This window comes from Arcticibacter svalbardensis MN12-7 (assembly GCF_000403135.1).
Classification (GTDB): Bacteria; Bacteroidota; Bacteroidia; order Sphingobacteriales; family Sphingobacteriaceae; genus Arcticibacter; species Arcticibacter svalbardensis.
The window spans coordinates 23702-37489 of record NZ_AQPN01000024.1 but is presented as its reverse complement, the minus strand read 5'-3'; the positions used below and the strand labels follow the sequence as shown (position 1 = coordinate 37489).

General features: G+C 38.0%; 13 protein-coding genes. 7 read left to right on the top strand and 6 right to left on the bottom strand.

The features are described from left to right. The first annotated feature begins 83 nt into the window (after positions 1 to 83). Together ADIARSV_RS03420 and ADIARSV_RS03415 are read left to right on the top strand one after the other, a co-directional pair. The gene (locus ADIARSV_RS03420; protein ID WP_235048353.1) at positions 84 to 881 is read left to right on the top strand and encodes an N-acetylmuramoyl-L-alanine amidase family protein; all 798 of its coding nucleotides are present in this window, start codon (positions 84 to 86) and stop codon (positions 879 to 881) included. A 33-nt stretch (positions 882 to 914) separates the two neighbouring features. After that, entirely contained in the window at positions 915 to 1859 is a 945-nt protein-coding gene (locus ADIARSV_RS03415; protein ID WP_016193976.1) for an MlaD family protein, read from the top strand. Between the two features lie 6 nt (positions 1860 to 1865). Here the strand turns inward: ADIARSV_RS03415 and ADIARSV_RS03410 are convergent, their stop codons facing one another. The 4 genes from ADIARSV_RS03410 to ADIARSV_RS03395 form a co-directional block, all read right to left on the bottom strand. Next, entirely contained in the window at positions 1866 to 2777 is a 912-nt protein-coding gene (locus ADIARSV_RS03410; RefSeq protein ID WP_016193975.1) for a ribonuclease Z, read from the bottom strand. Between the two features lie 15 nt (positions 2778 to 2792). After that, a complete protein-coding gene (locus tag ADIARSV_RS03405; protein WP_040298964.1) occupies positions 2793 to 3170 on the bottom strand; it encodes an STAS domain-containing protein in 378 nt (125 codons plus the stop codon). A gap of 42 nt (positions 3171 to 3212) precedes the next feature. Continuing rightward, positions 3213 to 4163, bottom strand: a complete 951-nt coding sequence (locus ADIARSV_RS03400) for a phosphoribosylaminoimidazolesuccinocarboxamide synthase (protein ID WP_016193973.1) — start codon at positions 4161 to 4163, stop codon at positions 3213 to 3215. A gap of 110 nt (positions 4164 to 4273) precedes the next feature. Continuing rightward, positions 4274 to 5242, bottom strand: coding sequence for a PhoH family protein (locus ADIARSV_RS03395; RefSeq protein ID WP_016193972.1), 969 nt, complete (start codon positions 5240 to 5242; stop codon positions 4274 to 4276). A gap of 102 nt (positions 5243 to 5344) precedes the next feature. Between ADIARSV_RS03395 and ADIARSV_RS03390 the strand changes: the two genes are divergently transcribed. The 4 genes from ADIARSV_RS03390 (at position 5345) to ADIARSV_RS03375 (ending at position 10247) form a co-directional block, all read left to right on the top strand. Next, positions 5345 to 6124: an SAM hydrolase/SAM-dependent halogenase family protein gene (locus tag ADIARSV_RS03390; protein ID WP_016193971.1), complete on the top strand. Its 780-nt coding sequence runs from the start codon at positions 5345 to 5347 to the stop codon at positions 6122 to 6124. 117 nt (positions 6125 to 6241) lie between these two features. Next, entirely contained in the window at positions 6242 to 8065 is a 1824-nt protein-coding gene (locus ADIARSV_RS03385; protein ID WP_016193970.1) for an ABC transporter ATP-binding protein, read from the top strand. Positions 8066 to 8201: 136 nt separating this feature from the next. Continuing rightward, positions 8202 to 9593 carry an MBL fold metallo-hydrolase gene (locus tag ADIARSV_RS03380; RefSeq protein WP_016193969.1) on the top strand — a complete coding sequence of 464 codons (1392 nt, stop codon included), beginning with the start codon at positions 8202 to 8204 and terminating at the stop codon, positions 9591 to 9593. 21 nt (positions 9594 to 9614) lie between these two features. Then, entirely contained in the window at positions 9615 to 10247 is a 633-nt protein-coding gene (locus tag ADIARSV_RS03375) for an HAD family hydrolase (RefSeq protein WP_016193968.1), read from the top strand. A gap of 860 nt (positions 10248 to 11107) precedes the next feature. On the opposite strand, the gene ADIARSV_RS03370 is transcribed toward ADIARSV_RS03375, so the two are convergent. After that, positions 11108 to 11587: a Dps family protein gene (locus ADIARSV_RS03370; protein WP_016193966.1), complete on the bottom strand. Its 480-nt coding sequence runs from the start codon at positions 11585 to 11587 to the stop codon at positions 11108 to 11110. A gap of 51 nt (positions 11588 to 11638) precedes the next feature. Beyond that, positions 11639 to 12982, bottom strand: a complete 1344-nt coding sequence (locus tag ADIARSV_RS03365; protein WP_016193965.1) for an NfeD family protein — start codon at positions 12980 to 12982, stop codon at positions 11639 to 11641. Between the two features lie 17 nt (positions 12983 to 12999). On the opposite strand from ADIARSV_RS03365, the gene ADIARSV_RS03360 reads away from it, so the two are divergent. After that, positions 13000 to 13770: a DUF4905 domain-containing protein gene (locus tag ADIARSV_RS03360; RefSeq protein ID WP_040298963.1), complete on the top strand. Its 771-nt coding sequence runs from the start codon at positions 13000 to 13002 to the stop codon at positions 13768 to 13770. The last annotated feature ends 18 nt before the right edge of the window (positions 13771 to 13788 follow it).

The following is a 13788-nucleotide window of genomic DNA, read 5'->3' as shown; positions in this document are numbered from 1 at the left end:
AAATAGCTTCTGACGAATTTCAAATCTAACAATGAATTGTACTTTTACAATTGTATCTTACAGCTCCAAAAATAATGAAAATAATGCCATTGAAGAGATCGATTTACGCTTTACTATTATTGTTCCTGGTTTACCCGCTTGTTTCATTTCAATATAACTCTGAACATGCCTCTTATCGTATAAAGACCATCGTAATTGATGCAGGTCATGGCGGAAAAGATGGGGCAACAAGAGGGTTAACTGCTAAAGAAAAAGACGTCGCACTGCAAGTTGCACTACGATTAGGTAAAGCTTTAACCGATAGTATTAGTGATATTAAGGTAGTTTACACACGGGATGAGGATGTTTTTATTCCCTTATATGAACGAATAGGGATGGCAAACCGCTTAAAAGCAGATATATTTATATCTATTCATTGTAATTCCATGCCCTCTAATATGAGAAACAGGGCTGCATCAAAAGGAGTAGAGACTTTTGTATCCGGATTCAATAGATTAGGAGAACAAAATACAGCGGTACGCGAAAATGCCTCAATTTTACTTGAAAATAATTATCAGGAAAACTATGGAGGCTACGATCCCAAGGATCCGGAAAGTTTCATTATTTTATCGTTGTTAAAAAATTCTTACCGCGATCAAAGTATTCGACTTGCGTCTTTAGTACAGCAGGAGTATGCCGCAACAGGAAGAGTTGACCGTGGTGTGAAGGAACAAAGTCTGGCTGTTTTAGCGAAAGCAGGTATGCCGGCCATCCTTACAGAAATAGGATTTATAAGCAATCCGGAGGAAGAAGAATACATAACTTCCGAAAATGGTCAAAACGAAATTGTCTCTTGTTTGTTAAAAGCAATTCAGGCTTATAAAAAGCATGTAGAACTTTGATTAAATTACATATAAAAACATACCTTATTACTTATGAAGATTACTAACGAGACCAAAGTTGGAATCCTTGCCACTGTTGCAATTGCTGTTTTAGTAATTGGATATAGCTTCTTAAAAGGAAATGATGTCTTTTCAAGTGAGAGGCTATTTTATACTAGTTATGACAATGTGGAAGGACTTGTAGTATCTAACCCTGTTTTGGTAAATGGGTTCCAAATTGGGCGTGTTTCTAAGTTATCATTAATTAAATCCGGAAAGATCATGGCACAGCTAAAAATCAATCCCGATTATGATATTCCGATTAATACGATCGCCAGGCTTGAAAGCACGAGCCTTCTTGGTGGAAAAGCTATTGTATTCGCCATAGGAAATAGCAACACGTACGCAGAGAATGGCGATACGCTACAAGGAAACATTGAACAAAATTTGATGCAACAGGTTAAACCGGTGCAACAGAAAGCAGAACAAATGGTAACCAGGCTAGACTCTATTTTAACCTCATTAAATAATACGATCAACCCTGAATTCCAAAGCAATTTTAACAAAAGCTTTGCAAGCATTGCAAATATTTTACATACACTAGAAAACACTACTCAAAGGGTAGATGGAATGGTTGGAAATCAAAACAATCGTCTTACAGCAATTTTCGCTAATGTAGAATCCATTTCAGGAAACTTTAAAAGCAACAATCAAAGAGTAAGCAATATTATGGCTAATCTGGAAAAAGTTACCGATCAAGTTGCACGATCTAATTTTGAGCAAACCGTACATAATGCAGATAAAGCTATTTTGGATTTACAAACTGCAATAAATAAGGTCAACTCCGGACAAGGTTCAATTGGAAAACTTGTGAATGATGATAGTTTGTATAACAATTTAAACAACGCATCTAAAAATCTGGACAACCTGATGATTGACTTAAAAGCACATCCGAAAAGATATGTAAGTTTCTCCGTATTCGGAGGCAAAAAAGACTAGTTCAATTTAGATCACAAAAATTTGTCCTTCTAAGGCTAATCTGGAATTAGGAAAAACTGTACGTGCCTCCTCTTGTAAAGGCTCCAGCTCTCTGTAACGTGCAGAAAAATGCCCCAGCAGCAATTGTTTGACGCCGGCAAGCTTAGCTACTTCTGCTGCTTGTATAGTTGTAGTATGGAATGTTTCGGCAGCCCGGTCCGCCATATCATTCATAAAGGTAGCTTCATGATACAAAGTATCGACGCCCCTTATCTGATCTATATATTTCCAGTTACAAATTGTATCTGAACAGTAGGCATATGATTTTGGTGCATCCGCTGCAAAAGTTAAATCGCTTGCGTTATAAACTATACCCCGCTCATCTGTATAGTCAGCTCCCTTTTTAATTAGCGGAATAACGTCGATAGGTATATTCAGTTCTTCCACTTTTTCCCTGATAATTTTGGGTAGGCGATTCTTCTCACTGAATCTAAAACCTGTACAGGGAATTCGATGTTCCAATGGAAAACTTTCTACTCTGATGTCAGGATTTTCATAGATCAAAGCGGGCCTGTCTGTTTGGGTTGCGTGAAATTCAATAGGATAACGCAAGTTAGTTTGCGAATATTTAAACTGAATATCCAATATTTCCTTTAATTCCGGAGGGCCAAAAATCTCCATTGCACGAATTCTTCCATATAAATGCAGGGAAGACAGCAACCCTACCAAGCCAAGATAATGGTCGCCATGAAGATGGCTTATAAAAATATGATTTATTCGTTGTGCTTTAATACCATTTTTGAGAAGCTGTTGCTGAGTTCCTTCTCCACAGTCAATCAGAAAAAGACGCTCATTAATATTTAATACCTGCGCACTCGGATTTCTATTGAAAATGGGAGTTGCTGAACTACTTCCTAGGATCGTTACGTCAAACCTCATGCATATATACAGTACTTATTCTGCCTCTCTGTTTAAATCTCTTTCCATTTCTTCCATATATAATAAATCTATTCCTTCCTCAACAGATGGCGTTAAACTTAAAACAGTTTGAAGTTGCGAAATATTAATCAAGCGTTCCACATGTTCGCTTATTCCGGTTATAATAAAACTTCCCTCCGAATTTTTACACAACCGGTTTCCAACTAACAAGCTGCTTAACCCGGAAGAATCTGAATATAAAACTACAGACAGATCCAATATAATATTTCGAATACCCTGTTTATTGATGAGTATAAGTTCAGACTTTAGTTTCGGTGAAATAAGGCTATTTAACCTCGGTTCATCCAATTTGAACAATATATACTTTTCTTGCTTGTCAATTGTAAATTTCATCACTATTATGGTTAGAGGTACTATTGCTCTACTTAGATACGATTAACTTAAACGTTTTAAGCTTTCCATTACATTCGCTTCAATACGTTCAGTGATTTGGTGTGTACTACCTTTCCTGAATTTATCCCCTGTAATCTTTTCATAAAGTTCTATATACCGATCGGAAATGGACTGGATTACTTCTGCTGACATAAAAGGAACTTCCTGTCCTTCTTTACCCTGAAAGCCATTTTCGATCAGCCATTGCCTTAAAAACTCCTTAGATAACTGACGTTGAGGTTTAGTTTCATCCTGAAGCTGCTGATATGTGTCTTTATAAAAATACCTGGATGAATCTGGAGTATGAATTTCATCAATCAGATAAATCTTACCATCAATGGCCTTTCCAAACTCATATTTAGTATCAACCAGAATTAAACCACGTTCTGCAGCGATATCTGTTCCCCTTTGAAACAGCCTACGCGTAAATTGTTCAATCTGCAAATAGTCATCTTCTGCTACAATTCCTCTGGTAATAATATCTTCTCTTGAGATATCTTCATCATGTCCTATTGAAGCTTTTGTAGTAGGCGTAATAATAGGCGCTGCTAATCTGTCATTTTCTTTCAAGCCTTCAGGCAAAGAAACACCGCAAATAAACCGTTTACCGTCCTGGTATTCTCTCCATGCATGTCCGGCAAGATATCCACGAATCACCATTTCTACTTTAAATGGGTCACATATTTTCCCAATGGTAACATTGGGATCCGGAATATCGATCAACCAATTAGGTAAAATATCCTCTGTAGCTTTTAAAGATTTCGCAGCAATTTGATTTAACACCTGACCTTTATAAGGTATAGCATCTGGCAGAATTACATCGAATGCAGAAATCCGATCACTAACGATCATGACTATATAATGGTCACCTATAGTATATACATCACGAACTTTACCTTTGTAAAATTTCGTTTGTCCTGGAAAGTTAAAGTGAGTTTCATTTATTACAGTCATCTGAATAGAAATCAAGTTTAAATAAAGTTCTGGAGTTTTGTAAACTCAAAATTATTAAATATTGTCAGATAATCTAACCGAAGAGCAATATAGTTTCTAATAAAAGGTCTTTATTGTTTCTGAATATCCCCATATGCCTCAAGAATCCGCCTCACAAGTTTATGACGAACTACATCATCTCCGTTTAAATAAATGATCTCAATCCCCTTGATATCAGTGAGAATACGCAAAGCACTAGTCAATCCTGACTGCATTTTTTTAGGCAAATCCACTTGAGTAATATCACCCGTCACTATAAATTTAGCAGTAGGGCCCATTCGGGTTAAAAACATCTTAAGCTGCATATCCGTTGTATTCTGAGCCTCATCCAGAATAACAAAACAATTATCAAGCGTTCTGCCTCTCATAAATGCCAGTGGGGCAACTTCAATCGTACGATTTTCAATGTACAGCTTCAGTTTATCCGCAGGGATCATATCATCCAAAGCGTCATATAAAGGGCGCAGATAAGGATCAATTTTCTCCTTCATATCCCCTGGAAGAAAACCAAGGTTTTCACCTGCTTCAACTGCTGGCCTTGTTAATATAATCCGCTTAATTTCCTTATTCTTCAAAGCTCTTACTGCCAGAGCTACTGCTGTATACGTTTTACCCGTTCCAGCAGGGCCGATAGCAAATAAGATATCATTCTTATTTATACTCTCCACCATACGTCTCTGATTAGCCGTACGGGCTTTAACCACTATCCCATTTGGTCCGAAAACGATAGGCTCAGATCCTGCTATAGGTGCTTCTAGTATCGATGACCCACTTGAATCAGTAAAAAGACTCGCACCAAGTAAGGTCTCTAAATCATTAGCGGATAGCGCATCAAACTTTTCTACATGATTATAGACCTTTTCAAAACGGTTTTTAAACAGCATCAGCTCCGTTTCATCACCTAACACTTTCAATTCTGATCCTCGTGCAACCATCTTAACTTTAGGAAATTGCCTTTTTATAAGCTCTAAATAGTCGTTATTCGGTCCCCAAAGCACTACAGGGTTTATGTTTTCAAGATCAATCCTTAATTCGTTCAAGTTCTCCTTTTTTTAAAGTTTCCTGGTTTGATTATGCAATTAAAATTCAATATTTGCAGATAATATCGTATCACAAGAATAATAATAAATATTCACATTTTAATGGCTGTAATTACTTTAACAACCGATCTCGGTGACAAAGATTTTTATCAGGCTGCTCTCAAAGGAAGCATCCTCTGTTTACTGCCAAATGTAAATATTGTTGATATTACACATGGTATTGCAGCCTTTAACATTCCGCAGGCAGCTTTCGTTTTAAAAAATGCATTCCATTATTTCCCAAAAGGAACCGTACACCTTATTGGCATCGATTGCGTATATAATGAAAACATGCGTTATCTTGCTCTTCAGTATCATGGACATTACTTTGTTGGCTCTGACAATGGCATATTTGCCCTTATGTTTGAAGAAGCACCTACTGAAATCGTGGAAATAAATATCATTCAGGACTTAAAACATCTGCACTTCCCGCTGACTGATATTTTTGCTAAAGCATGTTGCAGCATTGCAGCCGGATATCCACTAAAAAGTATCGGGATTCCGGTCGAACATCTTCAGGAGAAGGTTAACTTACATCCGGTTATTGAAAAGAACATCATCCGAGCCAGCGTCATCTATATTGACTCCTTTCAAAACGTGATCACCAACATTTCAAAAGATCTTTTCTCTAAAGTTCAGGGCAACAGGAAGTTTAAATTAAGTTTTAAAAGAAGTGAATCCATAACAAAATTAAGCTGGCACTATAATGAAGTTCCTGAAGGCGAAAAGCTTTGCCTTTTTGGGATTAGTAACAATCTAGAAATTGCTATCAATAAAGGAAATGCGAGTCGCTTGCTTGGATTATATCTCAATGACATCGTTATTGTGGAGTTCTACTCCTAGCGAAAAGGAAGTAACTTGACGTTTAAATATGACGTGCAGGTGATTCTTTACTGATTCCCTTTTTTTGATATTATTGTATTTTTGCACACCTATTTTAGGTTATCATATACAAATTCAATGGCTCGAAATAGATTTAATAGTGGAACTACTCCTGAACAGGAACTTAACAAAGCCAAAATAAATAAACAATCCATTCAAACAGCTTCCGGTCTCCTGTCTTATATCAGGCCTTATCGTTGGAAATTTATTTTCGGATTGGTTTTTCTCCTACTTTCCAGCTTAACAGGATTAGCTTTTCCAGCTTTGTTGGGAGCAATGATCGATGCAGCAAAAGGAGAACCAACAAAGTGGTTTATGCCCAATAGCATTAACGCAATAGGACAGATCTCTTTTATCATTCTTTTCTTTCAGTCTATCGTATCGTTTTTTCGTATCCGATTTTTCGTTGAGGTAGCAGAAAAGACCATTGCTGATATAAGAAGGAATACCTTTTTTAAACTGATCACCCTGCCTATGGATTTTTTCGCCAGTAGAAGAGTAGGCGAATTAAACAGCCGCTTGTCGGCCGATTTATCACAAATTCAAGATACCATCACCACTACTCTTGCCGAAATGATTCGTCAGATCATCCTGCTCGTAGGTGGAATCACTCTTCTTATTCTGGTTTCACCAAAACTTACCTTATTTAACCTCGCCATTTTACCTCTACTGGTTATCTCTGCAGTATTGTTCGGAAAGCAAATACGCAAGATATCCAGACAAGCTCAGGACAAATTGGCCGATTCAAATACCATAGTAGAAGAAACACTGCATGGAATAGGTTCTGTAAAGGCATTCGCAAATGAAGCCTATGAGGCCGACCGATATGATAAAAGTCTAAGAGAAGTAGTAAAAATTGCACTTAGAGGTGCTACACTACGAGGTGGATTTGCTTCCTTCATTATATTTTGTTTATTCGGAGCTATTGTTGCCGTTATCTGGTATGGATCGCTGTTAGTTTCAGGAGGAAGCATGACTCCAGGAGGTCTCACTACCTACATTTTATATTCGATGTTTGTAGGTGCAGCCATGGGAACATTTCCTGAGTTGTATGCAAATGTTCAAAAAGCACTTGGCGCAACTGAAAGAGTAATCGAAATCTTACAGGAAAAAAATGAACCGGTGTCTATCATTGCTTCCGAAAATGCCACAAAAACAAAATTAAAGGGAAATCTAACATTCAAAAATGTACGTTTTTCTTATACCACCCGTAAAGAGATTACCGTTCTGGAAGATGTATCCTTTCAAGCCAGAGCTGGAGAGCGTGTTGCTATTGTAGGCCCAAGCGGTGCAGGTAAATCAACTATCGCTTCTTTGATCTTACGATTTTACGAGCCTCAGGGTGGAGAGATTTTATTTGACGGAAAGCAATCCCAACTTTACCCACTTACCGATATTCGGAACCAAGTGGCTATTGTACCCCAGGATGTCATCTTGTTTGGTGGATCTATTCGCGAAAATATTGCTTATGGAAAATTAACTGCTTCGGATGCTGAAATCATTGAATCAGCCAAACAGGCAAACGCACATAACTTTATTTCTGGTTTACCCGAAGGGTACAACACCTTGGTAGGAGAACGGGGAATTAAACTATCGGGTGGACAGCGTCAACGTATCGCTATTGCCAGGGCATTGCTCAAGGATCCCGCTATATTAATTTTAGATGAAGCAACTTCTTCCCTTGATTCCGAATCCGAACGTTTGGTACAGGAAGCTTTAGAAGTTCTGATGAAGAACCGTACATCGATAATTATTGCGCATCGCTTATCTACCATCCGTGAAGCCGACACAATTCTGGTACTTGAAAAAGGAAAGGTCGTAGAAAATGGATCCCATGTAGAGTTGATGACAAAAGAAAATGGCCTTTATAAGTATCTGAGTAACCTTCAATACGAAGCTTAATCTTTTTTTCATCAGCAATATTCTTGCCTTAATAACGCATATTTTACAAAACAACGGTCATCAAAGCCGCTATGAATAAAAATGCTTTAATATATTTACCCGAATTGACTCTACAATTCTATTTATAATCCTGGACATGAAATTAACAATATGGGGTGCTGCAAAACAGGTTACTGGAAGCATGCATTTATTAGAAGTTGATAAATATAAAATTCTAATCGACTGCGGTTTAGACTACGAGCGCGGTACACGAGTAGAAGATAATGAAGCATTCCCTTTCAATCCTGCTAAAATTGATGTTGTCATCTTAACCCATGCTCACATCGACCATTCAGGCAATCTCCCTACACTAATACGCATGGGCTTTGAAGGTCAAATTCTATGTACTGCTCCCACTGCAGACCTGGCAGAGCTGTTATTACTTGATTCCGTAAATATCTTCCTTGGTAAGCAACGTAAAAGATCAAACAGGCACTCCCGTGGAGGATCAAGTGGTCCCCGACCTTTGTATCTACAGAAACATGTTATGGAGACAGCCGAGCAGTTTGTCACCATTGCCTTCAATAAACCATTTCGATTAAACGGCGACGTGGAAGTAGAGCTCATCCCTTCAGGACACTTACTTGGAGCAGCCTCCGTTATTTTTACCGTTTCGGAGTTTGGACATAAGCGAAAGATAGCATTCTCGGGAGATCTCGGCCGTAAAAGCTACCCGGTTATTATTGACCCGCAACCACTTCCAGCCGTAGATTTCCTTGTTTGCGAATCGACCTACGGTGGCCGTTATCATTCCAGGGATGAAACAATTGAAGAAGTTCTGATCAGAACAATTGAAGAAACCTGCATTAAAAATCCGGGAAGATTAATTATTCCTGCCTTTAGTATTGGTCGTACTCAAGCATTGGTTTATAGCCTGAATAAGATTTTCTCGACAGGGAAATTACCCCCTGTTAAGATCTTTGTAGACAGTCCAATGGCCAATTATGCCACCGACATCTTTCGCAAGCACCATGATATGCTTAATGAAGAGGCCACCTCCTTTTATAAGCACAATGGAGATGAGTTTGAATTCGACAATCTCTATTATGTGCAAAGCATGAAAGAAAGCAAGACCATATCGAATTATCTGGAGCCTTGTATCATCGTCTCTTCTGCAGGAATGCTTGAAGGAGGCCGAATTCAGGATCACCTCTATCACAATATTCAGAATTACTACTGTACCATTTTATTTGTCGGCTATAGCGCAAAAGGAACGCTGGGGCATCGTCTATTGCGGGGAGACCCATTTGTACATCTGCGGGATAAGGAGTTAGCGGTATATGCAACGATAAAGCGCACGGACAATTTAAGTGGACATGCAGACCATGCCGATTTAATCAATATTATAGAAGCCCAGGATAAAAAACAATTAAAAAACATTTTCCTTGTCCATGGAGAGCCTGAAAGTATGGAGATTATGAAGGATCAGCTGGAGCAGAATGGCTATTCAGTAAGTATTCCTGAAAAAGGACAAACCTTTATCATTTAAAAAACCTGAACTTTGCACCTGATGAAAAAGCCTGATAGTATCATTTTCGATATGGATGGAACCCTTTGGGATCCAACAGATTTATATTTGCAAGCCTGGAACAGTGGCCTTAAAAAATCGGACATAGACCGAACACTAACTGCCGAAGAGTTAAAACCCCTTATGGGTGTAAACGGCAAAAGTGCCATGGAGCTGTTATTCCCCAGTGATACTGATAAAGTGCGTCAGCAGATTGCAGATACCGTAAATCAACAGCGCTGGGAATTGATTAAACAAGGCGGAGGAACCCTATATCCAGGAGTACTGGAAGGATTAAAGGAACTTTCCAAAAATCATAAATTATTTATAGTGAGTAATTGTTCCAAAGGAACGATCGCCCTGTTTATGGAAAGAGCCGGAATAAATGCCTTTATAACGGACGAGATGGCTTATGGAGTCAATTTAATGCCTAAACACCATAACATGCATCTGCTCATTGACAAGTATCAGCTACAAACTCCTATCTATGTTGGCGATACCGACATCGACCGGGTTGAAAGCGAAAAAGCAGGGATTCCTTTTGTGTATGTAAGTTATGGTTTTGCCATTGCAAAACGATTTGATTTGAGCTTTTCTAACTTCCATAGCCTAACTCAGCATTTCACGAATCTATAGTAAAATTCTTTTACTACAGAATGGCTGAATAAATAGACTCTATTCATTCAGCCATTCATCACCAAAACTTAAAATAAGTTTCAGCAAGGTCCCCTATCCTGATTCTTTCTATCAGATCTGCTGAAGGTTAGCCGTATTGAATGGCCTTATGCAACAAAAACGTTATTATATTGTTGTAGTAATATGATTAATGATAATATTTATAGAACTTATGTGTTTACAGATCGAAATACCAACCATTGGATTCATCAATTAACAGTAAAAAGAACACCAGGAAGACATGAACTGGTTAAATTAACAATTCAGGAGCTAATAGAAAAACACTCCTTGTCCGAACAAGATATCATCGTTGAATAACGTGATCAGATTTTGCGACCGGCTCTAACTCTATTTTTGAAATTTAAAAATAAGAGTTCAATTCAAGCGAATAGGTTCTCTATTCCCTTTTACAAATCCCGATTTATTTTTAAAATACGATTAACTCCTCTACGAACTGAAACACCTTCTTTTCTTAGGGGATGATTTGTGTCTTTCATTGCCAAAATTTAAACCAGTAAATGACCTGGCCTTTCATTCCTGTACAACTATTTTCTTTCCTTATTCCAACGATACAGCACACGTTATTAAACAACCAATTACCCAATTACCCCTTATCTGCATTTAATTCATGCCGAATTTATACTAGTAAGAATCTAGCATAAGTCCGACTTAAACTAGCTTAAGTGGGACTTATGTCGGAATCTTATCGGAATCTTATTGGAATTAATATATTGTCTTATACATGAAAAAAGCCACCCTGATAAGGATAGCTTTTTGATATTAAAGATGTAGGGCCAAGACGGTCCTGAGTAAATACTTAATTAACTTTTACCACAAAATGCTCTTAACATCCAGGTGTTCTTTTCTTTAAACTGCATAAAACGATTGATCATATCATTCGTGCCATCATCCCCATGTGCTGCAGTAGATTCCATCAGTTTTCGTTCCATTTCAATTAACGCAGTAAAGTCTTCCAGGATAGCTTCAACTAATTGAACATCCTCCACTCCTATTGTGTTAATCTCTTTAATAGTAGCAGTTTCTATATAATCCTGATACCTGCTTAAAGGAGCCTTACCAAGTGTTAAAACACGTTCTGCTAATTCATCAATAGTAGCAACGGCGTTGGTATATAATTCTTCGAACTTTACATGAAGGGTAAAAAAGCTTTTGCCTTTAACATTCCAATGTGCACCACGTAATTTTTGATAATGAATATGATAGTTTGCTAAATAATCGTTAAGCTCGTCAACAATCGGCCTTACTTCTGTATCGACCAATCCAATTTGTTCTGCTTCCATAATAATATTACTGTTTTATAATGTAACCAAAGTTAATCAGTACAGTTTTATTTAATCGATCTTTTTTCTCACAAATAGGTTATAATTTTCCTGTTTCTCTACATATATGGATGTCCCTTTGTCCAGGTATCCATCCATTGCAATAGCATCATACCACTTCCCTTCTATTTCAATTTTACCGGAGGGACGCATGTCGGTAGTTGTGATGCCCACTTTGTCTACTAAGAGTTCCACTTTTCTGCCGGTTACATAACCTAAATCTGAGCGTTGCTCGTCTTCTAGTACCAATCGCTTAAAAACAGGCGTATTTAAAATGGATTTCCCGAGGATCACAGAGATCACGATAGATCCGATCATGGAGCCAAGAACGATAATCAGAGCGGTGGTGAGTTGTTCAGATCCGGTTACCGTAAAGTCAAAAAAGTCATTCAATACCATACTTAATGCCAGACCTAAGATGATGAATACAATACCAAGTATTCCGGCAATGCCGAAACCGGGGATGACAAAGACCTCCAGTATGAGTAGAATAATCCCTACAATGAACAACCCGATTTCCCAATGTGCAGCTAGTCCTTCTAAATATAAAGGTGCAAAAAACAAAGCGGCAGCAACAATAGAAACCAGTAAGGCAAAGCCTATTCCGGGGGCTTGCATTTCGAAATAGATTCCTCCAATAATGAGTAGAATTAAAATTCCGCTTACGAAAGGGGTAATTAGAAAGGCGATAATCCGATCGGTTAAAGTAACGACATGGTCAACCCGATTATTCATATCCAGTCCTTCGGATTTAAAGACTTGATCAATGCTGGTTACTTCCGCTTTACAGTAACCTACCTTTAAGGCTTCTTTACTGGTTAAAGTGAGCACCTTTCCTTTAGCATTCAAATTAGGAATTTCGACATCGGGATCTACAAAAGCTTCAGCTATCTTTGGATCGCGACCCTTTGCTTCAGCAGTAGAGCGCATCAGTCCACGCATATAAGACTGGTATTTTTCGGGCATAATAGCACCCTTTGTATCTACCACACTGGCGGCCCCGATACTTGCTCCCTTTTGCATATATATAACATCAGCGGCAATCGAAATCAAGGCTCCCGCAGAAGCTGCGTTATTATCTATAAAAACAATTGTTTTCATAGGTGAGTTAAGAATTTTTGTGCGGATAGAATCAGCGTACTCCACCATGCCGCCAAATGTGTTCATCCGGATGATAATGGTAGATGCATTTATTTCAGTAGCCTTTTCGAAGGCTTTTCTGGTTTGTCGCCAGGTTGCAGGCCCTATTTCATCATTCAAGTTAAAGACATAGACCTTAGAACTTTGACTAAATAAAAAAACAGGAAATAATAATAGGACAGTCAATAATGTTAAAAAAACAGGAGAACGGTACATAATTACTAATTTTGGAAATGTCTTTGACCACTAAATATACATTAAAACCTTCCCTTCAGGAAAAATTTAAGGGAATAATTTGGAAAATAGAGACGAATAATATAAACGGAGTGATCGCTATTGAAACCCGGAGTTCGGATAATAAGGAAGCTTTTTATTCGGCCTTTAACTTTAAAACAGGTGAAAAGCTGTTTAAAGAAATCACGGTGGAGGATAGTTGGCACTGGAGTCTGGATAAGGCCTATAACGATTTCGTGTATTTACATGGGTATATAAGCGAAAAGAGTCCCGAACATAAAGGCATCGTTGCCCTTAATCATCATGGTACAATTGCCTGGACCGCTTATAATAAGACTCTGGAAACGGTTGCAGAAGAAGGACTGATTATATACAACCCTACTTTTCAACAGAAAGAACTGGAATTGGCAGATGCGGCTACCGGAAAAATAGTACAGAACAAACTCTCCCATTACACCCCATTGAACAGAGAAATGTATTTTCCGGAGACACTGGAAGATGTATTACTTTTTCCTGCTGAGATTGAGGGTACCCTGGTTGGCCCGGTTTCTTATATATCCTATAATGAGAAGGATTGTTATTCGTTTCACTGTACAAAGGACGCTGTGACGTCGCAGGTTCTGCTTATTAAAAAGGATCACAATACGCTTCATAAAGAAATTTTAGAGGACAATATATCTAAACTGAATCCTGAACCGTTCTTCATTGAGGAAAATCATTTATTCTGCATACGTAATAACAAACGTGAAATTGTTACGTATTTTGTATAATTGCAACCTCAAATAATT